Source organism: Streptomyces sp. NPDC046349, assembly GCF_055587885.1.
On sequence record NZ_JBVJFK010000014.1, the window covers coordinates 162,101 to 186,068 of the forward strand.

A 23,968-nucleotide genomic window follows, 5' to 3' on the forward strand; every position below is an offset into this window, starting at 1 on the left:
GGGGTGTCGGGCTGTGGGGCTGGGGCTGGGGCTGTCGGAGAGAAGCTCATCGGGGGGTACGGCCCGGGCCCGCTGCGCGGCGGCCGGGCCGGAGGGGACCGAGTCTGCCACGGGCCCGGCCGCGTGCGGCGGCGACAGCCCGGGAGGCGCCGCGCCTCTTCCCGCGCGCCCCGCGTCCCGCTCGGCAGCGCCACGGACGGGTGGCCCCCGGTGCAGGACTCGCCGCCCGTTCGCCGCCCGCGCCGTGTCGTCACGTCCGGCCCGCCGACGAGGGCGTCCAGCGCCGCACCCGTCACCCTCGGCAAGGAGGAGCTGGGCCCGGTTGGAGCGCTCCGGCGCGCCGCCCACTCGGCGAGGTGTTGCCGGACCGGCCGGCCATCGCCGGGCGGCGGGTCGTCGAACGGCCCGGCCCGGTCCGCACCACCATCACCGGTCCCGCCCTCGTAAAGCCGGTCGTCGGCTCCGACCGTGGCCGACGGGCCGACCCCGCCCCCACCGCCGGGCGGCTGCTGGACGAGTGGCCGGAGAAAAGGCCACGCCAAAAGAATTGTTGAATGTTGCCGCATTGGCCTGGAATCTTCGCTCAATTTGGTGACTTGCGCACTGATGTTTCATCATCATGACTGCACGTCAGCTTTCGGCGTGCGTCGAGGAGGCGGGGGCGCCGGGGGGCTCCCCCGTTCGTACCGGTAGATGCGGCAGGCGGGTCTTGCTCTCGCCGTGCCCCACCGTGGCTCCCGTCCCACTTCCGTCACCTAGGCAAAGGCCCATGTCCGCCCAGCAACTCTCGGACCTCATACGTTTCGCCCGTCACAACTCGCCCTTCTACCGGGACCTCTACGGGTCCCTCCCGCCGCACGCAGACCGGCTCACCGACCTTCCGGTGGTCGACCAGGGGGCGTTCTGGGCGGCCAACACCCTGCACGACAGCCGGGTACTGACCGGCCCGCTCAGCGAGGCCACGGTCTACAAGACCGGCGGTACCACCGGATCCCCCAAGTTCTCCGTCTACACCCGGGACGAGTGGCGCACCTTCGTCACCTCCTTCGGACAGGGCCTCGTGGACACGGGGCTGCGCCCGGGACACCGCGTCGCCGACCTCTTCTACGCCGGGGAGCTGTACGCCAGCTTCCTGTTCGTCCTCGACTCGCTCGCCCACGCCCCCGTGGACAACGTCCGCCTGCCCATCGGCGGCGGCGCTCCGCTGGAGTCGACGATCCCCACGCTGCGCGATCTCGCCGCGCAGGTGCTCGCCGGCACGCCCACCACCCTGTGCCGCCTCGCCGAACAGGTCGTCGCGTCAGGCGTGCGGCTCGACTCCGTCGAGCTGCTCCTCTTCGGCGGCGAGGCGCTCTTCGACGACCAGCGGCGGCTGCTGGCCACGGCGTTCCCCCGCGCCGAAGCCCGCTCCGTCGGCTACGCCAGCGTCGACGCCGGCCTGCTCGGCCGCCCCGTGCCCGGCCCTGACGCGCGGGTGCACCGGGCCTTCAGCCCGTACTCCGTCGTGGAGATCCTCGACGACTCCACGGACGAGCCCGTCACCGAACCGGGCCGGCCCGGCCGGGTCGTCGTCACGAGTCTGTTCCGCCGCCTGATGCCGATCATCCGCTACCCCGCCGGCGACCGGGCCGAATGGACCGGCACTGGACCGGGGCACTTCCGGATCCTCGGCCGCGCCGAGGAAGGCGTACGCGTCGGGCCCGTATCCCTCTACACGCAGGACGCCCAGGACGCCGTGGCAGCGGCCGACACCGCAGGACAGGTCGTGGGCATGCAGCTCGTCGTCCGCCGATGGGAGGGCCGCGACGGGCTCGTCCTGCGGCTGGCGACCGCCCCCGGCGACGACCGGGACACCGGCCGCCGGGAGGTTCTCGCGCGGGCCGTCGTCGCGGAGCTGGAGACCGTACGGCCGCTGTATCCGGACAGCGTGCGCGCCGGGTTCGTGCACCCGCTGTCCGTGGAATGGGCGCGCCACCGCGACCTCGCCGTCAACCCGCGCTCGGGCAAGCTCGTCCGGGTCCTCGACGAGAGGCCGACGGCATGACCGCCGCCCCCTGCACCTCCGCGGCCGCTCCCCCGGGCCCCCGCACGCCGCTGATCCTGCGCAACCGCGCCTTCGCCGCCGTGTGGCTGGGCCAGGTCCTCACCCAGGCCGCCGTGCGCATGTTCCAGGTCGGCGTGTCCTGGTGGATCGTCGCCTACGCCGTGCAGAGCGCCCGCGGTCTGGCCTCCGGCCTGTTCATGGCACTGTGCACGCTGCCCGCCGTGGTGCTGGCGCCCGCGGTGGCCCGGACGGTGGCCGGGTTCGCCCACCGTTCGGTGCTGCGGACCGCCGCCGGCCTGGCCGCGGCCGTCGCGGGCGGCCTCGCGGTGTGGGCACAGGGCGGCGGGCCGCCGCTCGCCGGGGTCTACGCCGCCGCTCTCTCCCTGGCCACCTGCCAGGCGTTCTTCGACCCCTGTCTGACCACCTCGGTGCCCGAACTCGTCGACGACGCAGACATCGAGACGGCGACCGGCTTCGAGCTGTCCACCCAGTCCCTCGCGGGTCTCGCAGGGGCGCTGCTCGGCGCCCTGGCGGTCGACGCGGCCGGGGTGGCCGGACTCGCCGCGGGCTGCGCGGCCGCCTACGCCGGCGCCGCCCTCCTCGTCGCGAGCGCCCGCTTCCGCAGCCCGTCGTCGTCCGCGGCCGGCTCGGACGCGCCGCCGGCGCGACGCCCGCTGCGCCGCATTCTCGGCGAACTGCCCTATGTGCGCCGGATCCTGGTCTGCTTCACCGCCGCGAACCTCTTCACCGCAGCCGTGTTCGTGGTCATCCCCCTCTACACCCGTTCGGTCCTGCACGGCGGTGGCGGCACGGTCGCCCTGCTGGAGGCCTCGCTCGGCGCGGGCGCCCTCGTGGGAGCCTTCACCGGCACCCGTGTGCCGGGCCGGCCCACGGTCGCCGGCGCCTGGTGCCTGGGCCTGATGGCCCTCGCCCTGGCGCTGCCCGGGCTGTTCGCCCACCATCTCGTCATCGCGGGCTGTCTGGCCGTGGCCGGCTGGTGTGCCGGGGCCGTCAGCGTCCGCTTCGTGGCCCTCTTCCAGCGCCTGGTACCCGCCGCCGACAAGCCCGGCTTCTTCGCCGTGATGCAGGCCGTCCTGGGTGCCTCCCTGCCGGTGGCGTCCCTGGTGTTCGGCTCCGCGGGCGATCTGTTCTCCCCGCAGACTCTGTGCCTGGTTCAGGGCGTCGGCCTGCTGCCCGCTGCCGGCGCGCTGGCCCTGCTGGGGTCTCGTACGCCCGACCCCGCGCGCCCGGTGGAGCAGGAAGCCCTCGGAGGCACCCGGTGAACCCCGTCATCGCCCCGGCCACCGGCGCGGACATCGCCGAGCTGCGCCAGCTCTACTACGCGGTCTACGGCCCGCACTACCCCGTGGCGCTCGGCACCGACCCGGCCGAAATGGCCCGGCTCATGGCGGACCCGCACTCACTGTGGCTCGTCGCCCGCTGCGCCGCCACCGGAACCCTGACCGCGTCCGCCGCCATCCACGGCGAGGCCGGCAGCCGCATCGCCAGGCTGGAGGGCATCGCCGTGCACCCCGAGCACCGCTCGGCCGGTCTGGCCGCCACCCTGACCGAGGCGCTCTGCTGCGAGATGCTGGACACGGGCCGGCTGGACTCGGTGTACGCGACCGTTCGCACCGTCGGCTCCGGTCCGCAGCGGGTCGTCGCCCGCAACGGCTTCCGCCCGCTGGGCATCCTGCCCAACGCGGTGGATCTCCGCAGCCGCGAGAGCCTCGCGCTCTACGCGCGTCATTCCCCCGGAGTGCTCGACCGCCGGGTGCCCGTCACCGAAGTGCCCGCCGTGCTGCTGCCGTTGCTGCGCACGACCGGGGAGGCCCTCGGCATCGACTACCCGGAGGTGCGCGCCGCCTCGGGTGCGCTCCCGACGCCCGCGCCGGGCGGGGCCGTCGAACGGCTGGAGGTGATCGAGGCGCCGGCGTTCGTACGCCGCCGCTTCCGCGAGCGGTTCCCGGGCGGGGAGGGCTGGTTCTACCCGCTGCACACCCCGAACGTGCTGCTCACGCCCGAGGACGGCCGGTTCGAGGTGTACGCCTACCTCAACCGCACCGGCGGGTACTGCTCCCTGCTGACCGCCCACCCCGACCCGGCGGCCGCGGCCGCCCACCTCGAACCCGTCACCCGGGCCCTGGCCCGCGCGGGCGCCGGCTACGTGGAGGCGCTGGTGCCGCTCGCCCACCGGGAGGCCCTCTCCGCTTTCCTGGCCCAGGGGTTCGTCGCGGGGGCCCTCTACCCGGCGATGCGCGCGGACGGCGACGGCTTCCACGACTACGCCGTCCTGTCCCGCTCCAGCGAGCGGATCGACTTCCGCGGCGTCGCCGTCGAACCGCCCCTCCAGCCCTACCTGGACTGCTACGCGTCGGCCTGGGCGTCGGCGCACCTGCCCACACCATCCGAGGTTGCCCCGTGAACCGCATGAACCCCCATCTCGCGCCGGTCGCCGTACCCGACCCGGCCCTCCTTCCGCACGTACAGCAGCTGTGCGACCTGACCGACCCCTACGCCCACGGGCCCGCCGTGGACGAGCTGTTCGCCGCGGCCATGGCGGAGACCAACGCCTGGCACACCGCACACTCCCCGTTCTTCCGCTCCCTGTACGAGGCCACTCCCCCGGCCGGGGCGCCCTACCGAACCCCGCTCGTCCACGCGAACTTCTTCAAGCGCCACGAGGTGCTCTCCATCCCCCGCGAGGACGTCGAGCTGCACCTGACGTCCTCCGGCACCACCGGCCAGAAGTCGCAGATGTTCTTCGACCACTGGACGATCCGCTCCGCGCAGCGCATGGTCGCCCGGATCTTCGAGCGCAACGGCTGGATCACCCCGGACCAGGAGGTCAACTACCTCCTGTACAGCTACGAGCCGGCTCCGTCGCTGAACCTGGGCACCGCCTTCACCGACAACTACCTGTGCGACTTCGCGCCGGCGCGCAGCGTCGAGTACGCGCTGCGCAACACCGGCGGCGACCACGAGTTCGACCCCTTCGGCTGCATCGCCGCGCTGCGCCGCTTCGAGGGGGAGGACGCCCCGGTCCGCATCCTCGGCTTTCCCGCCTTCCTCTTCTTCACCCTGGAGCGGATGCGGGCCATGGGGCTGGCGCCACTGCGGCTGCCCGAGGGTTCGCTCGTCGTCCTCGGCGGCGGCTGGAAGGGCCACGCCGACCGCCGCATCGAGAAGGAGGAGCTGTACGCGCGCGTCACCGAGCAGCTCGGCATCCCGGGTGAGCGGATCCGGGACACCTTCGGCTCGGTGGAGCACTGCATCCCCTACATCGAGTGCGACCACCACCGGCTGCACGCCCCCGTCTGGTCCCGGGTGACGATCCGCTCCACGCGGGACCTCGAGCCCCTGCCGTACGGGGAGCAGGGCTATTTGCACCTCGTGTCGCCGTACATCACCTCGGTGCCGGCGCAGAGCGTGGTCATGGGCGACCTCGCCTCCCTGCAGCCCGGCGAGGCCTGCGGGTGCGAGCTGGAGACCCCGTGGTTCACCGTGCACGGCCGTGCCGGAGTGAGCCGCAACCGGAGCTGCGCCGTGGCCGCGGCGGAACTGATGAAGGGAATGGCGTGACATGAGCGTGCACCACCACTACTGGCAGGGCGCCTTCGTCGGCGACGAGGAGGCGGGGCGCCGCCTCGCCGAGCTGCCGGCCGCCGTCGAGGCCGCGCTGGCGGCGGAACTGGAGACCGAAACGGTTCTGGCCGCCTGCGACGCCCTCTCCGCCGCACTGTGCGACCCGGACCACTCCGTGCACGGCCGACTCGCCGCGCACCTGCCGGAGGGCGAGGACCCGGCGGTCCTGGCCGAGCTCGGCGTTCTCCTCGGCCGGCGTGAGCTGACGCGCAAGCTGCGCCGGGAACTGGGCGACACGGCTCCGGGCCGGCTGAACCGGGCCGATCCGCGCGAGACGGTCTACGAGGCGTGGGCGCCCGTCGGCCTGGTCGCCCACATCGCCCCGGGCAACGCGGCCACCGTGGCACCGCTGAGCATCGTCGAGGGCCTGCTCGCCGGCAACGTCAACATCCTGAAGACCAGCAGCGCCGACACCCTGCTGACACAGCACCTGATGGCCGAGCTGGCGGCGCTGGACCCCAGTGGCGCGCTGGCGGCGCGGATCGTCGTGCTGCGGTTCCCCTCGTCCCGCCAGGAGTGGCTGCGCCTGATGTGCGCGCCCGCCGACGCCGTGGCCGTGTGGGGCGGGGAAGGCGCCGTGGAGGGGGTGGCAGCCCACGTGCCGGCCGGTTGCCGGCTGGTGGAGTGGGGGCACCGGATCTCCTTCGCCTACCTGACGCGTGACGTCTGGTCGGATGCGGTGACGCTCGGCGCTCTCGCGGACGACGTGTGCCTGCACGAGCAGCAGGCCTGCTCCAGCCCCCAGGTGGTCTACCTCGACACCGAGGACGAGGGCGAGGTGTTCGCCTTCGCCGAGCGGTTCGCGGCAGTGCTGGATGCCCGGCCGCCGGCGGTGGGCGCCGCGTCGACGGCCGGGCCGGACCCGGCCGAGGCGGCCGAGCTGACCACCACGGAGCTGGTGGCCCGGCTGGAGGAACACCTCGGACTGACCCGGGTGTTCGCCGCGCGGGACGGCTCGTGGCGGGTCATGGCCGACACCCGGTCCCCGCTCACCGCCTCGCCGCTGCACCGGAGCGTCTGGATCAAGCCGCTGCCGCGCAAGCGGATGATCGCCACCTTGCGCCCGATGCGCCGCTACCTGCAGACCGCGGGCCTCGCGGGCAGCCGGACCGACATCGCCGAGCTCTCCCGCACCGCCCTGGCCGCGGGCGTCACCCGTGTGACGCCGGTCGGCGCCATGCTGGAGAGCTACCCGGGCGAGCCCCATGACGGCGTGTACGCCCTCCAGCGCTACAGCCGCCGCGTCGCGGTCCAGGCCGACCCGGCCCTGTTCGCCACCACCGCCTGCCTGGACGACCTGGCCCGGCCCGTCGTCCTGCCGCCGCCCGCGGGCCCGTTGCTGGGCAAGGAGGACGTGCAGGAGCCGGCCCGGCGGGTGGGGCGCGCCGATGCGGAGCTGTACTTCCGCAGCGGCGGCAGCACCGGGGCGCCCGCGCTGTCGATCTTCAGCTACGACGACTACGACACCCAGATGCACGCGGCTGCCCGCGGCCTGCTCGCGGCCGGCTACGACCCGGTCGGGGACCGCACCGCCAATCTCTTCTACTGCGGCGCCATGTACGGCAGCTTCATCAGCTTCTTCTCCGTGCTGGAACGGCTCGGCGGGGTGCAGCTGCCACTGTCGGCGAGCCCCGACCACCGGGCGACGGCGCAGGCGCTCATCGACCACGGGGCGGACACGCTGTTCGGGATGCCCTCCTACCTGTGGCAGCTGCTGCACGCGGAGGCGGACGCGCTGCGCGCGTACGGCGGCCTGCGCAAGGTCTTCTACGGCGGTGAGCACTTCACCCAGGAGCAGCAGCGCACCCTGCGGGACACCTTCGGCATCGAGGTGATCCGCTCGATCACCTACGGCAGCACCGACCTCGGGCCGCTGGGCTACCAGTGCACCGAGAGCACCGGCGGCGTCCACCACCTGCACGCGGACCTGCACACCATGGAGATCCTGGATCTGGCCGAGGACCGGCCGGTGGCGCCGGGCGAGACGGGCCGGCTGGTCTTCAGCACGCATGCCCGGCGCGGCCAGCACCTGGGCCGGTACGTGATCGGCGACCTCGGCCGGGAGGTCCCGGGCCGCTGTCCGTGCGGGCGGCACGCGCCCCGCTTCGAACTGCGGGGTCGCACGGGCGACGTGATGCGGGTGGCGACGTACTTCCTCAACCACCGCCGCTTCCTGGACCTGGCGGGGGAGAACGGCGGCCACCGCGGCGAGCTGCAGGTCCGGCTCGACGTCACGGACGCGCGAGAGCGGCTGACCGTACGGGTGGAACGCCGCCCCGGCGCCACGGATCCGGAGCGGCTGCGGGAGGTCTTCCTCGCCGGATACCCGGAACTCCGGTCGGCGGTCGCGGAGCGGCTGCTGGACCTGGTCGTCGAGGCCGTCGACGGCGCGTCGCTGGACCGCAGCCCGACCAGCGGCAAGCTCCTCGCGGTGGTCGACGCCCGCAGGTAGCCCCCGTGAGCGGCCCGCTGCTCCGGCGGCGGGCCGTTTCGATGCAGAAACAGTGCGAGTTGCACGGCTGCACCGGAGCGGGTGAGCGTGGGGTATCGGGAATCCGTGCATTCTGATCATCCACAGCCGCGGCCCGGTCGGGTCCCGAACCACGACCGGCCGAGAGGAGGACTCATGTCCTCGCCACGCGTACCGCCGGGAGAGACTCCCCCTGCAGAGGGGTCCATCGCCTCAGCCCACCAGGAGCGCAGCGACGGTGGGATCTGGGAGCACCCGGGGGCGTTCCTGGCCGTCATCGTCGTCGGAGCCGTCCTGGTCGCCTTCTTTTTCGTCGCCCGTGCCGCTGGCTGGTGAGCCCGCGGCAACTCGAGGAGCACGTCATGAACATCTCGCACATGCGCCGCCGCGCGGCCGCGGCCGTAGCGGCCCTGGCTCTTCCGCTGTCCCTCGCGGCCGTGGCCCCGCAGGCGTGGGCCGCGAACGCCGGTGAGCCCTTCGGCCCCGGCTGCGCCGCCCTGCCGGAGCAGGGCCCGGGCAGCCCGTCCGTGATGGCCGGGCAGCCGGTGGCCACGGCGGCGGCGGGCAACCCCGCCCTGTCCACCCTGGTCTCGGCCGTGAAGCAGGCCGGGCTCGTGGACACGCTCAACAACGCCAAGGACATCACCCTCTTCGCGCCGACCGACGAGGCCTTCGCGAAGATCCCCAAGGCGGATCTGGACAAGGTGCTGGCCGACAAGGCCGCACTGACGAAGATCCTCACCTATCACGTGGTGGGTTCGACGGTCGACAAGCCCGACCTGGCCGACGGATCGTTCACCACGCTGGAGGGCAGCACGCTGACCACCAGCGGAAGCGGCGACTCGTACAAGGTCAACGGCACGGCCGCGATCGTCTGCGGCGACGTCGCCACGTCCAACGCCACCGTCCACGTCGTCGACACCGTGCTGATGCCGAAGTAGACGACGGCTCACCACGATGCCGGTCAGGAGGTCAGTGGGCCGGCCACCGCCGCGCAGTGGCCGGCCAGGGCGTCCAGCGCCTCGCGCAGACCGGTCGGACGGATCATGCCGGGACCGGGGGCCCGGTTGCCCCACCCCGGGCCGGCGAGTACCAGCAGCGGATGCGTGCGGGCGCCCCGGAGGCCGAAGGCCGTGGCGGCGACCTGGCGGGCGAGGATTCGGTCGGCGGTGTGCCGGGACTGGGACCACAGGACCACGGCGGACGGCCCGGTCCTGCGCACCGACGCGGCGAGGGCCTCGGCCGGTACCGCGGCGCCCAGCATGCGCATCGGCAGGGTGCGCTCGGCGAGGCCGGCCGCGAGCGCTTCGAGCGGCAGGGAGTGCTGCTCGCCGGGAAGGCACGCCATCAGCACGGGCGGTGCGTCCCTGGGGCCCGGCGCGGCGTTGCCGACGGCCTGCCGCAGGAGGGTGGAGACATGCCAAGACAGGAGGTGTTCCACCTCGATGTAGCGGTCGCCGGAGGACTCCCATTTGCGGCCCACCGCGTGCAGGGTCGGTGCGATGACCTCTTCCCAGGCCGCCACGAGACCATGTCCGTGCACCAGCCCGGCCAGCAGCTCGTCCATGGCCGGGCCGTCCAGCCGTACCGCTGCGCGGGCCAGGCCCCGGAACTCCTGCCGGATGTCGCCGAGGGGCAGTCCGCCGCCCGGTGCCTGGCCGCGGGTCCGGCGCACGTCGGCGGGACTGTTCGGCCCGGTGGCCGCCGCACGGGACCGGTTCGCCCTGGACAGCGCCACACCGGCAGCCTCGGACGGGGGCACTCCCGAGGTGGTGAGCCGGCACATGTCCTCCAGGACGGCGAGGTCCTCGACGGTCCAGCGCCGGTGCCGGCCGCCGTCACGCACCGCCGGGCCCATGCCGTACCGCCGGTCCCACGACCTGAGGGTGGTGGGTGAAATGCCGAGTCGCCTCGCCACGGCTCCGGTGGTCATGCGAGGGCTACGGGGGGAGTTCTCGGCCATGGCACCACCTCAGGGCCCGTCACCAGCCCCGGCTCCCGGGCACGCCCTTGAAGGGGCCTGTGATCTCGTCCGTGATCCACCCTCCGTAGAACCCGCCCGGCTGGGCACGGACCCGCTCTCCGTCGACCGTGCACGCCTCGACCCGGTCGGCGTGGAACGCGAGATGACCGGTGATCGGCGCGTAGTCGGGCCGCGGGGCCTCGTAACTCCACGCGATGTCGGGCAGGCCCGGATCACCGAGTTCCGGGCCGAACCGCCAGTAGGTGGCCGTGCCCTTCCACTCGCACACGCTCCGGTGCGCCGAGGCCCGGAGGAGTTCGATGCGAACATCGGCGCGCGGTATGTAGAACACCGGCGGATGGCTGGTCTCCAGGACCCGGAGGCAGCGCCGGGAGTCGGCCAGCGCCACGCCGGCGTGACGAACCACCACGCGCCGCGTGTCGGGCTCGATCCGGGGCGGGCGCGGATAGTCCCACACCGATTCCGTCCCCGCCCCGGCCACGCCGTTCGTTCCCATGACGGCCTCCTGTCAGTGCCGGGCCCCGCCGGCCGGCGGGGCCCCTGTGTTCCGCCCGGCCCGGACCAGGAAGACCTCGTCGTGGAAACACCAGGCCCAGTCCTCGTCCGGTGCGAGCGACACGGCCACCGGGTGCCCGCTCTCCTTGTGGTGCGCGTAGGAGTGGCGGTCCAGGGAGCTGTCGCAGCATCCGATGTACCCGCAGGTCACGCACTGCCGCAGCCTCACCCGGGGCAGCCCGCGAGGCAGGCACCCCGAGCATTCGGCGGACTCCGGCGCCGGGGCCGCGCTCCCGTCGTCCAAGAGGTCGAGATGCGCGCACGTCCGTCCCTCCGGGCGCCCCGCGTCGGGCGCGACCTGCCACCGCCCGGATCCTGCCATCGAGCGCCTCCGCTCCGCGGTCGGAGGGCGTCCACCGCGTGCGGACACCCCTGCTCCCCCTCTTCGGTCCGAGCCGCACGATCGGATGCGGCTCGGGCGCGCCGCCCGCGGGGTGCGTCCGAAGCGCCCGACGATCGGGAAAGGACAGCGGGAACGCATGCACCACGTGAGGAAGGTCGGCGACATGACCGGCGTGCACTGGCTTTTCGGGGATCAGCTGGGCCCAGCCTTCACCGCCCCGGGCAGCGGCGGGATCCCCCGCGACGCCCGACTGGTGATGATCGAATCGCGGGCGGTGTTCCGGCGACGGCGGTTCCACCGGGCCAAAGCGCACCTGGTGCTCTCGGCGATGCGCCATCGTGCCGCCGAGTTGGGGGACCGCGTCGTCTACGTCAAGGCCGACACCTACCGCGAGGGCTTGCGACGAGCCGTCGGCAGCTCGCCCGTCACGGTGTACCACCCGACCTCTCGGGCGGCCGCAGCCCTGGTGGACTCTCTCGGCAATGTGACCGTGCTCCCCGCACGGGGCTTCCTGATCGGCCGCGAGGAATTCGCGCAGTGGGCGGCCGGCCACTCCGGCGGAGGCCTCCGGCTGGAGAACTTCTACCGCCATGTGCGCAAGCGGCACGATCTGCTGATGGACGGGGGTGAACCTGCCGGAGGGCGGTGGAACCTCGACCACGCCAACCGGGAGCCGCCGCCGCGGGCAGCACGCACCCTCGGCTCCCCCGCCCCCTACCGGCCCCGCGAGGACGACATCGACGCCGGCGTCCGGAAGGACCTCGACCGCTGGGAGCGGGACGGGGCGGTCTCGTTCGTCGGCCGGGACGGGCCGCGGCTCTTCCCGGCCGACCGGCGCGAGGCGCTGGCCGCACTGCGGCGCTTCGTGGACCACCGGCTCGCCGGGTTCGGCGCCCACGAGGACGCCATGCTGGCCGCCGACCCGGTGCTGAGCCACAGCCTGCTGTCCTCCTCCCTCAATCTGGGCCTGCTGGATCCGGCGGAGTGCGTGGAGCGCGCCGAGGCCGCGTGGCGGGCGGGCGCCGCGCCCCTCAACTCCGTCGAGGGCTTCGTCCGCCAGATCGCCGGATGGCGGGAGTACGTCTGGCACCTCTACTGGCACTTCGGCGAGGGGTACCGGACGTCCAACGTCCTGGGGCACACGGCTCCGCTGCCGGCGTGGTGGGTCGCGCTCGACGCGGACGCGGTGTCGGCGCGCTGCCTGTCGACGGTGCTGCGCCAGGTCAGGGACACCGGGTGGACCCATCACATCCCGCGGCTGATGGTCCTGGGCAGTTACGCGCTCCAGCGGGGCTGGGACCCGGCCGCGCTCACCGACTGGTTCCACCGCTCGTTCGTCGACGGCTACGACTGGGTGATGCTGCCGAACGTGGTCGGCATGTCGCAGTACGCGGACGGGGGCAGGATGACGACGAAGCCCTATACGTCCGGCGGTGCCTACATCGACCGGATGAGCGACCTGTGCGGGACGTGCCGCTACCGGCCCGGTTCCCGCAGCGGCGAGGACGCCTGCCCCTACACCGCCGGCTACTGGGCTTTCCTCCACCGCCACCGAGCCCTGCTGGAGCGGGGCGCCCGCACCGCCGGCCCGGTTCGGGGCCTCGACCGGCTGCAGGACCTGCCAGAGCTGCTCCGACAGGAACGCGATCGGGGCGACACCGCTCCGTGAGGCGAATCCTCCTCCGCCGGACCGGAGTTGGACAGCAGTCGGGCGGGAGCGGTCGGACAGTCGAACGCAAGCGACCCATTCACGGAAAGTGAGGAGAGCACTACTCTCCGAATCGCCTGCCACACGGGAGAGTTATGGATATGTCGGGATTGCGCAACACGAGAATTATGTGCGGCGAATCGTCGCGGTCCCGGGCCAGAGTGTGGCTCCTCGGCCGGACGCCGGGAACCGTTTCAGGCCAGACCGGCACGCACCCGTGCGTGTGTGCGATGTGCATGTCGCCGGTCGGGGCCGTCCGTTGAAGTCGAAGGGGTCCCTCCTCCATGTCCGCTTCCCTCGCCACCCGCCGCGCCCTCGCCGCCCTCCTGGCCGCCGGCACCCTCCTCGGCGCCGCCGCCCTGCCCGCCGCGGCCGACGACCACCGCCGCGACCACCGCGCCCGGCACTCCGCCCTCGTCATCGGCGACGTCCAGTACGACAGCCCCCATCGCGGCGACCGCTCCAACCGCGCCCTCAACCGCGAATGGGTCGAGATCAAGAACACCGGCCGCCACAGCGTCAACCTCCGCGGCTACACCCTCACCGACCAGCAGGGCAACCGCTACCGCTTCCCCGACTTCCGCCTCGAGGGCCGCTCCGCCGTCAAGGTCCACACCGGACAGGGCCGCGACACCCGCCACGACCTCTACCAGGACCGCAACCGGCAGGTCTGGAACGACCGCGACACCGCCACCCTCCGCGACCACCGCGGCAACGTCGTCGACACCGAGTCCTGGGGCCGCCGCGGACACCAGCACCGCGGCTGACGCGCAGCAGAGCAGGGCCTGCCCGGGTGACGGCGGCGGGGCCGCCTCTCGCCGTCACCGGCAGGCACGGGAGACGGGTGGGGGCAGATCCCACGGGTGCGGGCAGATCCCACGCTCCCCGACCGGCGTCGAGCCCGGGGAGTACGCCCGGCGGGAACCCTGCACGGCAGGAGGCACTCACACGAGAGCGTCGATCCGGCACCCGCCGCGCTGGTGGTGATCGACTTGGCGCCTTCTGCGCCGCGGCGGATCCCGTACGCCCGCGGCATCACGCCCTACGTCGACCGGATCTCCGCGGCACTGCGCACGGCCGGAGGCCCCGTGGCCCGGCCGTGCCGGCGGACGAGCCGCCACTCGGGAGCGTGGGCGGAGTTCCGCGGACCGGTGGTCGGCGAGCGGTTCGCGGCCACCGGCGTCGGCCCGGCGCGCTCACGCCTGTGGCGCACCCGGCCCCGGGCGTCGGACCGGGTGGCGGAGAGCGGAGAAGAACACCTGCAACGCCTCCTTTCCGGGCCGTTGGGCGCTCCCGGGGGCCGCCGGTGACCGCGGTGTGGACACCGCCCTGATCACGGGCACGCCGACGGACGTCCGCTGCGAAGCCCCGGCCCGGGACCCGTCACCACGGTGCCGCGCGGGGTGACGGCCGCCGACGCCGACGCGGCCCTGCGCGATCCGGACCACAACGCGGCACTGCACACGGCCCACCGCTCGTCCGGCGACGTACGCACCGAGGCCGAACTCCCGGCGCCGTTCGGCGGCGGGACCCCTCAGCGGGTCGGATAGTCGGTGTAGCCGCGGGCATCGCCCCCGAAGAAGGTGGAAGTGTCCGGGGTGTTGTACGGGCCTTCGGTGCGCAGGCGGTCCGGCAGGTCGGGGTTGGCCAGGAAGAGGGCTCCGAAGGCGACGAGGTCGGCGGTGCCGTCCTCGATCAGCGCGAGGGCCCGGTGGTCGGTGGGGCCGTCGGTGGCCGGGTTCAGCACGAGCAGCCCGGAGAACTGCTTGCGCAGGGCGAGGGTGGTCTCCCGCACCTCGGGGCCGTGCTCCAGCACGTGCAGGTAGGCCAGCCCGAGCCCGTCGATCTCCTTGACCAGCGCCTCGTAGACGGGCCGCGGATCGGGCTCGGCGATGTCGTTGTACGGGTTGCCCGGCGAGACGCGCAGGGCGGTGCGCTCGGCGCCGATCGCGGCGGCGACCGCCTTGACCGCCTCGACGGCGAAGCGGATGCGGTTCTCGGCCGGGCCGCCCCACTCGTCGGTGCGCAGGTTCGAACCGGGGGCCAGGAACTGGTGGATCAGGTAGCCGTTGGCCCCGTGCAGCTCCACTCCGTCGAAGCCCGCGGCGATGGCGTTGCGGGCGGCCTCGGCGTAGTCGGCGATGGTCGCCCGCACCTCGTCGCCCGTCAGCTCGTGCGGCGTCACGAAGTCCTTCATGCCCTCGCCGGTGAACAACTGGCCGGCGGGGGTGACCGGCGAGGGGGCCACCGGGACGAGTCCGTCGGGCAGCAGCGAGGGGTGGCCGATGCGGCCGGAGTGCATCAGCTGGGCGAAGATCCGCCCGCCTGCCGCGTGGACGGAATCGGTGACCCCGCGCCAGGCCGCGACCTGCTCGGCGTTGTGCAGACCGGGGGTGAAGGGGTAGCCCTGCCCGACGACGGAGGGCTGGACTCCCTCGCTGATGATCAGGCCGGCCGAGGCGCGCTGGGTGTAGTACTCGGCGACGAGCGGGGTGGCGATACCGCCCTCGCCTGCCCGGCTGCGGGTCATCGGGGCCAGGGCGATCCGGTTCGACAGGGTGCTGCCGGCCATGCGGACGGGGTCGAAAGCGCTGGTCATCTTTGCCTCACAAGAGATAGTTGGTCGGCCAATTAATGGCTTTGACGCAGCGTACACCCCACTACTTGGCCGACCAAGATAAACGGTGCCCGGCGGGTAAAATCGACGGAGCGGACGACGGTCCGGGGCGGAACCCCGCCCGCCGGACCGCCCGCACCGACGCAGGAGGAGCTCTCCCATGACCCCGGAAACCGCCCGGGAAACGCGCTCGCCCGCGCAGTGCGCGGCGGCGCCCGGCGCCGTGCTGGACGGGCCGGTGAGCCATGCGATCAGCCGGGTGGCCCGGCTCCACCGCATCGCCGCAGGCCGCCTCCTGCGGGACCTGGGGCTCCATCCGGGGCAGGAGTTCCTGATGATGCACCTGTGGGACAACGGGGCCGTGCGCCAGTCCGAGCTGATCAAAGCGGTCGGGCTCGACCCGTCCACGGTGACCAAGATGCTCCAGCGCCTCGAACTGTCCGGTCACGTGCGGCGGCGTCCCGACCCCGCGGACCGGCGGGCCTCGCTGGTCGAGGTCACGGAGGCGAGCTGCGGGCTCCTCACCGAGGTGAGTCGGGCGTGGGGCGACCTGGAGCGCCAGACCCTGGACGGCCTCGACGAAGCGGAGCGCGCCGAGCTGGGCCGCCTGCTGGGCAAGGTGGAGGCCTCCCTGTGCGCGGCGGCGGCACGGGGCGCAGACGCCGAGTGCGCAGCGGCGCCCACGGGTCCGGCCGACTGCTGAGCGAGCCGGCCCGCCACCGCTCGGGCCGGCCCGAACGCCTCGAACCGGTCGGCTCCCGCCCGGCTGGCACCCGGCTACGTGATCGGCTCCGGCCCGGAACGCGCCTGGCCGACTGCCGCCCGGCTGCAGGACGGCCCGGATGCGCCCGGTCGACTCCCGCCCGGAAAGCGCCCGGCCGGCTCCAGCCCCCCGGCCGGATCGATCTTGCCCCGGGATACATCCCGACGCCGGTTCGGGATACCCGGCCGGAAAGCGCCCGGCCGACTCCAGCCCGGAAAGCGCCCAGCCAGATCCCGCGGGTGCATGCCGGCTCCCGCCGGAACGGGCCCGACCGACTCCCGCCCCCGGCTCATACCGACTCGCGTTCGGGATGCCCGGCCGGCTCCCCGCCGGGTACACGGCCGGCTCCGGAACGCGCCCGGTCAGGTCCGGCCCGGGATGCACAGCCGACTCCCGCCCGGGAGCACGGCCGGATCCCGTCGGGCACACGGCCGCTCCCGCCCGCCATGCGTCCGGGTCGACCCTGCCGGGTACACGGCCGGCTCCCGCCAGCCCCGGCATGCCCACCGGGCCCCGCCCGGAATGCCCGCCCCCGGCGCCCGCCGTAGCGTTGTTCCGTGCGCCACACCACCGCGGTCGCGGCAGTGACGGCGGCCCTGTGCGCGGCCGCACTGGCCTGTTCCACGCAGGCCGCCCCGGCGCGCCTGCCGGTCGGGCCGCCCGACCCGCCGGCCCGGTTCGCCGCGCGCGTCACGCCCGTCCCGCAGGAGAAGCTGGGCGCCTCCCACCGGGCGGGATGCCCGGTCCCGCCGGAGCGGCTCCGGCTGATCCGGATGAACCACTGGGGCTTCGACGGCCGCCCCCACGCGGGCGAGATGGTCGTCCACGAGAACGCCGTCGGCCCCGTCCTCCACGTCTTCGAGCGTGCCTTCGAGGCCCGCTTCCCGATCCGCCGGATGCGCGTGATGGCCGAGTACCGCGACGACGCTCAGGCCATGGCCGACGACAACACGTCGGCCTTCAACTGCCGCCCGGTCACCGGAGATCCCCGGCGCCTGTCGCAACACGCCTGGGGCGATGCGGTCGACATCAACCCCGTGGAGAATCCGTACGTCGACATCAACGGAGTCGTCCACCCCGCGGACGCCCGCGCCCACCTGCGGCGGTCCCCGTCCCGGCCGGGGCAGATCCACGCGGACGACGCCGTCGCCGCGGCCTTCCGTGCGGTGGGCTGGCAGTGGGGTGGCCGCTGGGCCAACCCTGACTACCAGCACTTCTCCGCCAACGGCGAGTAGGCCGACGGTCCGCCGGGCGCAGGCCCACCGCCCCGCCGCGCGGGTGACACCGGCGTGTGCACCAGGGCTCCTCCCCCGACGACCCCTACAGTCGCGATTTGAGATGTTTCGTCCTGTTTGGGGGATCTGCGTTGCGTCGACTCGCCGTTGCTCTCGCCTGCGTGACCGCCCTTTCCTGCGGCTCCCTCGTGGGCCCGCAGACCGTATCGGCCCAGACAACGACCGCGGCGGGCGGCGGGCGCGGCACGAACATCCTGATCGTGGGCATCGACAGCCGCGCTGGGCTCTCCAGGGCCGAGAAGAACCGGCTCCACGTGGGCGGGAAAGGCTGCAACTGCACGGACGTCATGATGCTCGTACACCTGTCCGAGGACCGGCACCGCGCGAGCGTCGTCTCCATCCCGCGCGACTCCTACGTCGAATACCCGGGTACCGCCCTCCCCCTGCGCCGCGGCAAGATCAACGGTGCGTTCGCGGTCGGCGGCGCCCCGCTCACGGTGGCCACCGTCGAGAAGGCGACCGGTCTCCACGTCGACCACTACCTGGAGACCGGCTTCGCGGGCTTCGAGCAGACCGTCGACAACCTCGGCGGCGGGATCGTCTGCACGGACAGGCCGCTCCAGGACGAGAACTCCGGCCTGGACATCGGGGCGGGCCGCCACCACACGGACGGAAACACGACGCTGCGCTACGCGCGGGCCCGGCACGTCAACCTCCGGCCCGGAGACCTGGGCCGCGTCCGCCGCCAGCAGCGCGTGGTCAACGACCTGCTGGCCCGCCTGACCCTCGAGGGCGCGCTGGCGAGCCCCGCACGCACGGCGCGGACCGTACACACCCTGCTGAAGACCGTGCGCACCGACGCCCGCACGGGTCCGGGCGACCTGATCCGCATCGGCTGGGCGCTCGGCCGCCTGCGGGCGGACCGGACCGAGTTCGCCACGGTCCCGATCCGGCTCTTCGACCACCGGGTGCCGGGCGTGGGCTCCACCCTCGTGTGGGACGAGGCCCGGTCCGCCGCGCTGTGGGAGGCGCTGGGTGCGGACCGCCCGATCACCGGCGACACCCGGATCCAGCCCGTCGCGGAGACCCCGGCGCCGACCAACCCCGCAGCCGTCGCGGTCCGGGTCGACGACGCCGCCGTGGCCGCGGCCCTGCGCCGCAACGGATTCGTCGTCACCGACACCTCCGCGTCCGCACCGCCCGTCCGCCCGCCGGGCCCGCCGGTCATCCGGTACGCGCCGGGCCAGGAGGAGCACGCGGCGACCCTCGCGGCGGCGCTTCCCGGCTCCCGGCTGGAAGCCGTACCCGGCCACGACGCGCACTTCGACGTCGCCGTCGGTACGCAACCGGTGCTGGTCAAAACCGTCACCTACGACCGCAACACCGTCGACGGCGCCCCGGTGACCGGCGACCGCCTGCGCTGCCCCGAGTCACCGGGTCCGGCGCACGGGGCCCGGTCGTGACGCGCGTCGCGACGATGGGTGCCGGGCCCGATGTGCGGGGCAGGCGCCCCGGGTGAGGGCGGGGTCGGGGTGAGGAGCACTCCCGTCGGGGAGGCCGGCGGTGCGGAGCGCGTGCGCTCCCGCAGCGGCCTGGGCCCCGACGGGGATCACAGGTCACGGTGTTGCCCGTACGCGTCGCCCCCGAGGGAAGAGGCGCACCGGCGCACGAGAGGAGCGGCGGTGCCACACCGCGACGACGACGCCCGCGCCCAGCGGGCACTCGGGCGCAGCCCTGGCGGGGACCGGCCGAGCCGGCCGGGGGTCGTTCTGACGCTGGCCCTGGCCGCCGCCCTCGCGGCGGCCGTCGCCGGCGCCGTCCTGCCCCACGGCCTGCTCCTCGCAGCCGGTCTGATCGTGGCCGCGGTGGCGGTCATCCGCTCCGGCTCGGCCGGCCGGGACCGCGAACGGCTGCCGTGAGGCGGGATTCGGCGCCCTGCGTCAGCGCTCCCGGGAGGCCGGTTCCGGCAGGGCCGAGGCGGTGTCCGGCACCGGGTCGGCGGACCGGCCGCCCGAGCGCCGGCGCTCGGCGAACCAGGCCGCGAGGGGCTGGGTGTAGCGGGCGGTGAGCGGCCCGATGACGACGAGGATCAGGACGTAGGCGGTGGCCAGCGGCCCCAGCGCCGGTTCGATGCCGGCGGTGACGGCGAGTCCGGCGATGACGATGGAGAACTCTCCGCGGGCCACGAGCGTGCCGCCCGCCCGCCAGCGGCCCTTGACGCCGATACCGGCCCGCCCGGCCGCCCAGTAGCCGGTGGCGATCTTCGTGCCGGCGGTGACGACGGCGAGCGCCAGCGCGGGCAGCAGGACCGGCGGGATGCTCGCCGGGTCGGTGTGCAGGCCGAAGAACACGAAGAACACAGCGGCGAACAGGTCCCGCAGCGGGCTGAGCAGCGTGTGGGTGCCCTCGGCCACCTCGCCGGACAGCGCGATGCCGACGAGGAACGCCCCGACGGCGGCGGAGACCTGGAGCTGCTGGGCGATGCCCGCTACCAGCAGGGTCAGGCCGAGGACCACGAGCAGCAGCTTCTCCGGGTCGTCACTGGAGACGAACCGGGAGATGAGCCGGCCGTAGCGGACGGCGACGAACAGGACCGCGCCCGCGACGCCGAGGGCGATGGCCAGGGTGAGGCTGCCCGCCGCCAGGCTCACTCCGGCGAGCAGCGCGGTGATGATCGGCAGGTAGACGGCCATGGCCAGGTCTTCGAGCACCAGGATGCTGAGGACGACCGGCGTCTCGCGGTTTCCGAGCCGGCCGAGGTCGCCCATGACCTTGGCGATGACGCCGGAGGAGGAGATCCAGGTGACACCGGCCAGGACCACGGCGGCGACCGGCCCCCACCCCAGCAGCAGGGCCGCCGCGGCGCCGGGCACGGCGTTGAGGGTGAAGTCGACGATCCCTGCGGGGTACTGGGTCCTGAGGTTGGAGACGAGGTCGCTGGCGGTGTACTCCAGACCCAGCATCAGCAGCAGGAGGATGACGCCGATCTCGGCGCCGATGGCGACGAACTCCTCGCTCGCTCCGAGCGGGAGGAGGCCGCCGGTGCCGAAGGCCAGGCCCGCGAGCAGGTACAGGGGGATGGGCGAGAACTTCAGGCGGCCCGCGACCCGGCCCAGCAGGCCCAGGCCGAGGATGATCGCTCCGAACTCGATGAGGAAGACGGCAGAGTGCATGCGATCACTCCCTGCCGAGTATCGCCGCGGCGGCGTCCACGCCCTCGCGGGTGCCGATCAGGATGAGGGTGTCGCCGCCGGCCAGGCGGAAGTCGGGGGCCGGGGAGGGACGGGCCTCGGCCCGCCGCAGCACCGCCACGACCGAGACGCCGGTCTCGGTGCGCATCCGGGTCTCGCCCAGCACGCGGCCGTTCCAGTGCGAGTGCGCGGAGAGTTCGACGCGTTCGGCGACCAGGCCCAGGTCGGTGGTGTGCAGGAGGTTCGGGCTGTGGTGCGCCGGCATCAGCGCGTCGATCAGCGAGGCCGTTTCCGGTCCCGTCAGGTGCAGCGACTCGGCGCATGCGTCCGGATCGTCCGCCCGGTACAGGCTGACGGTGCGGGTGCCGTCCCGGTGTGCGATGACCGACAGGTTGCGGTGTTCGCGGGTGGTGAGGTCGTACTGGACGCCGATGCCGGGCAGCGGCGTCGTACGCATCCGTGGAGCAGGCACAGCCCATCCCCTCGTGTTGTGAGCCTGGTGACGGTGGTTGCGGCACGCGGCGGATCCGGGCAGGCGGAACCGGCGCGCGCGGCCGGGTTCATGCTGCCATGTTCGCAGTGACCCGAACACGGGTGTCGGCACGGGTGGACAGGGGACGGCCCGGCTGGCGAGGATGGGGCGGGGAAGTGGGCTCCACCGCAGGTCAGAGCGCGTCCTGGCCGCGGTCCTCCTGCAGATCGAACACGCCGCCGACCGGATCCCCGAGCCGGTGCGCGCCCAACTCCACCAGGCGCAGGCGACCCCCCGGTGCGCCTCGGCGGGTCCGGCGCATCGCCCGCAGGCCGCGACCGGGGGCCTGGAGGAACCCGGCCTGCCCAGTGCCCTGCGCTCCCCGGCCGCGGAGTTCACCACGCCCCGGCTGAGCGTCGGCGCCCACGGGCGGAGGTACGTCGCCGCTGGTGCGACAAGGGCCGGGGGCCCGGCGGCGCCCCGGACGGCGCCGGGATCCGCGGGATGCGCGAGTGGGCCTGCTCGGCCGGGGACAGCGCGGCCGGCTCGGCCTCGTCCGGTTCGGTGGCCGCCCCGCCGCCGGGCAGCAGGTTCAGGTGCACGCCGGTTGCGCGGTCGGGCCGGATCCGCCCGGGCTTCCGAGGCCGCGGCAGCCCAGTCGCCGCCCTGCACCCGTACGCCCCGACAGCGGGAAGCCGGGAATGCTCGGCAGTACGAGGTGGAAGGCGTCGGCCGGGTCGCCGCCGTGCGACCTCGGGTGGGTCAACGGGCCGACGATCCGCGGGAATTCCCGAACGATCCCGGCCGGCCGTGGGTCATCAGCAGCGGCGCCGCGTCCGGCCCGGGCGGGCGCACGCGTGCGCAGTGCACTCGGGTCCCTTCGGTGATCGCGGTGAGCGGCGGCCATTCGTTCAGCCGCGCCTCGCCGGCCCGCCGGCCGTAGCCGTCGCGCCAGTAGTCGAAGAGCTCCGGTACGCGCGCCACCGGGAGGCCGCAGGACCGCCCCGCGCCGGGCAGTTCGCCGGGCCGCCGGTCCTCGCGTGCCGCGCACGGTGGTCGTCCGGCTCGCACTGATCGGCATGCAGCCGGAACATGTGCAGATCTGACTCGGGAGCGTTCATCTCCAGATGCCGGCTGTCGGCCGGCCCGCTTGGCCATGCGTCGTCTCGCGCGACTTCCGGCCATGCAACTCGCTTGCTCTCAGTCGCCGTTCGCAGCTCATCGCCCAACCGCCCATCATGTGACAGCAATACGGAGAGCGCCACAACGGCACGAACGCCCCTCCGTTCTCATACAAAAGTACCTGCCGACTGGTTTTCTTTCAGGTCACCCGATTACATTGACGGCACATTGCAGCGGACCCCACGACAGCAATCCGGGAGGACCCCCACGTGGCGAGGGCCAGACAGGAACGGGCCGAGATCACCCGTCAGGCCATCCTCGACGGCGCGGCCGTCGCGTTCGACGACTGCGGATTCGAGGGCACCAGCCTCAGCGACGTCGTCAAGCACGCCGGAGTCACCAAGGGAGCCCTCTACTTCCACTTCCCCTCCAAGCAGGCACTGGCCCGGACACTGATGGAAGAACAGTTCCAGGTCTCGGAGCACCTTCCGGCGACCGAGAACCCGGGGCTGCAGACCGTCATCGACCTGACCCACCAGATGGCCCACGGGCTGCGCACCAGCGTCCGCATCCGCGCCGGCATCCGCCTGGTCATCGAGTTCGGTTCCTTCACCAGCCCCGACCCGACCCCCTACGACGCCTGGATCGACACCTGCCGCAGCTGTCTGACACCGGCCCAGCAGGGCGGGGACATCCACCCGGAGCTGGACGTGGGCGCCCTCTCGGCACTCCTCGTCGGAGCGTTCACGGGCATCCAGGTCACCTCACACGTCCGCACGCGCCGCCAGGACCTCCACACCCGTGTCACGGACCTGTGGAAATTCCTGCTCCCCACCATCGTCCCCGCGGACCGGATGGACCGCTTCATTCCCACGGGCACACCGCAGTCGTACGACTCCCCCACCGACTGACCGCACCGCACCCGCCCCGACCGCACCGCCCCAGGGCGGCCTCGCACACGCCGTGGCGAACCACGGGGGTGCTCGCCACGGCGTGAGCGAGACCGCCCTGCACACACGTAGCTCAGGCTTGCGCACCGCATCCGATCCCGCGGCGAAGCCCGAACGCACCGAGGCGCTCAGCCACCGGCACGAGTGCCGGCCCGCGTCCCCGCCCGGCCCCCCGGCAGCGGCGCCTTCCCTGCGCCGCGGGCGAACGCGAGGATGGGTTCGGCCGCTTCGCGCAGGCTGCCGAAGTGGCGGTGCACGCCGTCCACCGCAACGGGGGCGTTGACCCCCCAGACCGTCATCCCCGCGCGCAACCCGGAGCGCACTCCGGACGGTGCGTCCTCGATGACCAGGCAGTCCTGCGGGTCGGCCCCCAGCCGGGCGGCGGCCAGCAGGTACGGCACCGGTGAGGGCTTGCCCTCGGCCACGGAGGCGGCGTCGACGACGACCTCCGGAACGGGCAGGCCGGTCCGGGCGAACCGCCCCCGCACCCGGTGCTCGTAGTTCGACGTGACGAGCCCCCACGACCCGGACGGCAGGGCCTCCAGCAGTGCGGCCGCACCGTCGAACGCCGTGTACGCGCCCGAGCGCACGTCCTCGTCCTCGAGCTCGTGCAGCACCGCCAGGCACCGTTCGGGGTCGCGCTCCGGGGCGACCTCGGCGAAGGTCTCCACGGGCCTGGTGCGCAGTGCCACCCGGTGGACCTCGTCGGGATCCAGCCCGTGGCGCCGCGCCCACTCACCCCACATGCGGCGCTGGTTGTCGACGGCGTCGATCAACGTGCCGTCGACGTCGAACAGGACGTACTTCTGCGCTCCGGGGCGGGCGGGTTCGGTGATCACGTCCCGATCATGCCACCGGACCCTCGAACA

Annotated in this window: 23 protein-coding genes; 15 read left to right on the plus strand and 8 right to left on the minus strand. The window is 73.6% G+C overall.

The genetic code is table 11. The features are described 5' to 3' along the window. Positions 1-769 precede the first annotated feature (769 nt). The 7 genes from ACZ6JS_RS29810 to ACZ6JS_RS29840 all read left to right on the plus strand — a co-directional run bounded on the left by ACZ6JS_RS29810 (position 770) and on the right by ACZ6JS_RS29840 (position 9,100). A complete protein-coding gene (locus tag ACZ6JS_RS29810; RefSeq protein ID WP_469302484.1) occupies positions 770-2,044 on the plus strand; it encodes a phenylacetate--CoA ligase family protein in 1,275 nt (424 codons plus the stop codon). Further along, entirely contained in the window at positions 2,041-3,327 is a 1,287-nt protein-coding gene (locus ACZ6JS_RS29815; protein WP_469302485.1) for an MFS transporter, read from the plus strand. The genes ACZ6JS_RS29810 and ACZ6JS_RS29815 overlap by 4 nt, the downstream gene beginning before the upstream one ends. Beyond that, the gene (locus ACZ6JS_RS29820; RefSeq protein ID WP_469302487.1) at positions 3,324-4,469 is read left to right on the plus strand and encodes a GNAT family N-acetyltransferase; all 1,146 of its coding nucleotides are present in this window, start codon (positions 3,324-3,326) and stop codon (positions 4,467-4,469) included. The genes ACZ6JS_RS29815 and ACZ6JS_RS29820 overlap by 4 nt, the downstream gene beginning before the upstream one ends. Before the next feature lie 5 nt (positions 4,470-4,474). Then, on the plus strand, positions 4,475-5,626 hold the full coding sequence (locus ACZ6JS_RS29825; RefSeq protein ID WP_469302654.1) for a LuxE/PaaK family acyltransferase: 1,152 nt from the start codon (positions 4,475-4,477) through the stop codon (positions 5,624-5,626). A gap of 1 nt (position 5,627) precedes the next feature. Continuing rightward, a complete protein-coding gene (locus ACZ6JS_RS29830; RefSeq protein ID WP_469302489.1) occupies positions 5,628-8,141 on the plus strand; it encodes an acyl-CoA reductase in 2,514 nt (837 codons plus the stop codon). A gap of 105 nt (positions 8,142-8,246) precedes the next feature. Beyond that, on the plus strand, positions 8,247-8,495 hold the full coding sequence (locus ACZ6JS_RS29835) for a DUF6480 family protein (protein ID WP_469302490.1): 249 nt from the start codon (positions 8,247-8,249) through the stop codon (positions 8,493-8,495). Between the two features lie 26 nt (positions 8,496-8,521). Continuing rightward, on the plus strand, positions 8,522-9,100 hold the full coding sequence (locus ACZ6JS_RS29840; protein WP_469302492.1) for a fasciclin domain-containing protein: 579 nt from the start codon (positions 8,522-8,524) through the stop codon (positions 9,098-9,100). Between the two features lie 23 nt (positions 9,101-9,123). Here the strand turns inward: ACZ6JS_RS29840 and ACZ6JS_RS29845 are convergent, their stop codons facing one another. The 3 genes from ACZ6JS_RS29845 to ACZ6JS_RS29855 are packed head-to-tail and all read right to left on the minus strand — an operon-like array spanning position 9,124 to position 10,867. After that, positions 9,124-10,122 (minus strand): MerR family transcriptional regulator, encoded by a 999-nt coding sequence (locus tag ACZ6JS_RS29845; protein WP_469302494.1) that lies wholly within the window; start codon positions 10,120-10,122, stop codon positions 9,124-9,126. A 19-nt stretch (positions 10,123-10,141) separates the two neighbouring features. Next, positions 10,142-10,639, minus strand: a complete 498-nt coding sequence (locus ACZ6JS_RS29850) for a DUF427 domain-containing protein (protein ID WP_469302496.1) — start codon at positions 10,637-10,639, stop codon at positions 10,142-10,144. A gap of 12 nt (positions 10,640-10,651) precedes the next feature. Continuing rightward, positions 10,652-10,867: a UBP-type zinc finger domain-containing protein gene (locus tag ACZ6JS_RS29855; protein WP_469302497.1), complete on the minus strand. Its 216-nt coding sequence runs from the start codon at positions 10,865-10,867 to the stop codon at positions 10,652-10,654. Between the two features lie 310 nt (positions 10,868-11,177). Here ACZ6JS_RS29855 and ACZ6JS_RS29860 point away from each other — a divergent pair, with 310 nt between their 5' ends. The 3 genes from ACZ6JS_RS29860 (at position 11,178) to ACZ6JS_RS29870 (ending at position 14,299) form a co-directional block, all read left to right on the plus strand. After that, on the plus strand, positions 11,178-12,710 hold the full coding sequence (locus tag ACZ6JS_RS29860; RefSeq protein WP_469302499.1) for a cryptochrome/photolyase family protein: 1,533 nt from the start codon (positions 11,178-11,180) through the stop codon (positions 12,708-12,710). Positions 12,711-13,033: 323 nt separating this feature from the next. After that, positions 13,034-13,516, plus strand: a complete 483-nt coding sequence (locus tag ACZ6JS_RS29865) for a lamin tail domain-containing protein (RefSeq protein WP_469302501.1) — start codon at positions 13,034-13,036, stop codon at positions 13,514-13,516. Positions 13,517-14,152: 636 nt separating this feature from the next. Further along, the gene (locus tag ACZ6JS_RS29870; protein ID WP_469302503.1) at positions 14,153-14,299 is read left to right on the plus strand and encodes a hypothetical protein; all 147 of its coding nucleotides are present in this window, start codon (positions 14,153-14,155) and stop codon (positions 14,297-14,299) included. Here the strand turns inward: ACZ6JS_RS29870 and ACZ6JS_RS29875 are convergent. Then, the gene (locus ACZ6JS_RS29875; RefSeq protein ID WP_469302505.1) at positions 14,284-15,348 is read right to left on the minus strand and encodes an alkene reductase; all 1,065 of its coding nucleotides are present in this window, start codon (positions 15,346-15,348) and stop codon (positions 14,284-14,286) included. The two genes, ACZ6JS_RS29870 and ACZ6JS_RS29875, sit on opposite strands and share 16 nt — an antisense overlap. A 178-nt stretch (positions 15,349-15,526) precedes the next feature. On the opposite strand from ACZ6JS_RS29875, the gene ACZ6JS_RS29880 reads away from it, so the two are divergent. The 4 genes from ACZ6JS_RS29880 to ACZ6JS_RS29895 all read left to right on the plus strand — a co-directional run bounded on the left by ACZ6JS_RS29880 (position 15,527) and on the right by ACZ6JS_RS29895 (position 19,283). Further along, entirely contained in the window at positions 15,527-16,069 is a 543-nt protein-coding gene (locus tag ACZ6JS_RS29880) for a MarR family winged helix-turn-helix transcriptional regulator (RefSeq protein ID WP_469302507.1), read from the plus strand. Between the two features lie 617 nt (positions 16,070-16,686). Then, entirely contained in the window at positions 16,687-17,364 is a 678-nt protein-coding gene (locus ACZ6JS_RS29885) for a M15 family metallopeptidase (RefSeq protein ID WP_469302509.1), read from the plus strand. A gap of 161 nt (positions 17,365-17,525) precedes the next feature. Next, complete coding sequence (locus ACZ6JS_RS29890; RefSeq protein ID WP_469302511.1) at positions 17,526-18,827, plus strand: LCP family protein; 1,302 nt, start codon at positions 17,526-17,528, stop codon at positions 18,825-18,827. A 219-nt stretch (positions 18,828-19,046) separates the two neighbouring features. After that, complete coding sequence (locus ACZ6JS_RS29895) at positions 19,047-19,283, plus strand: hypothetical protein (protein ID WP_469302512.1); 237 nt, start codon at positions 19,047-19,049, stop codon at positions 19,281-19,283. Positions 19,284-19,304: 21 nt separating this feature from the next. On the opposite strand, the gene ACZ6JS_RS29900 is transcribed toward ACZ6JS_RS29895, so the two are convergent. The 3 genes from ACZ6JS_RS29900 to ACZ6JS_RS29910 all read right to left on the minus strand — a co-directional run bounded on the left by ACZ6JS_RS29900 (position 19,305) and on the right by ACZ6JS_RS29910 (position 22,011). Then, on the minus strand, positions 19,305-20,537 hold the full coding sequence (locus ACZ6JS_RS29900; protein WP_469302514.1) for a cation:proton antiporter: 1,233 nt from the start codon (positions 20,535-20,537) through the stop codon (positions 19,305-19,307). A 4-nt stretch (positions 20,538-20,541) separates the two neighbouring features. Next, complete coding sequence (locus ACZ6JS_RS29905) at positions 20,542-21,027, minus strand: cation:proton antiporter regulatory subunit (RefSeq protein WP_199838191.1); 486 nt, start codon at positions 21,025-21,027, stop codon at positions 20,542-20,544. Between the two features lie 762 nt (positions 21,028-21,789). Beyond that, complete coding sequence (locus ACZ6JS_RS29910) at positions 21,790-22,011, minus strand: epoxide hydrolase N-terminal domain-containing protein (RefSeq protein ID WP_469302516.1); 222 nt, start codon at positions 22,009-22,011, stop codon at positions 21,790-21,792. Between the two features lie 407 nt (positions 22,012-22,418). Here ACZ6JS_RS29910 and ACZ6JS_RS29915 point away from each other — a divergent pair, with 407 nt between their 5' ends. Further along, on the plus strand, positions 22,419-23,060 hold the full coding sequence (locus tag ACZ6JS_RS29915; protein WP_469302518.1) for a ScbR family autoregulator-binding transcription factor: 642 nt from the start codon (positions 22,419-22,421) through the stop codon (positions 23,058-23,060). Between the two features lie 167 nt (positions 23,061-23,227). On the opposite strand, the gene ACZ6JS_RS29920 is transcribed toward ACZ6JS_RS29915, so the two are convergent. Further along, a complete protein-coding gene (locus tag ACZ6JS_RS29920) occupies positions 23,228-23,938 on the minus strand; it encodes an HAD family hydrolase (protein WP_469302520.1) in 711 nt (236 codons plus the stop codon). Positions 23,939-23,968: the final 30 nt, after the last annotated feature.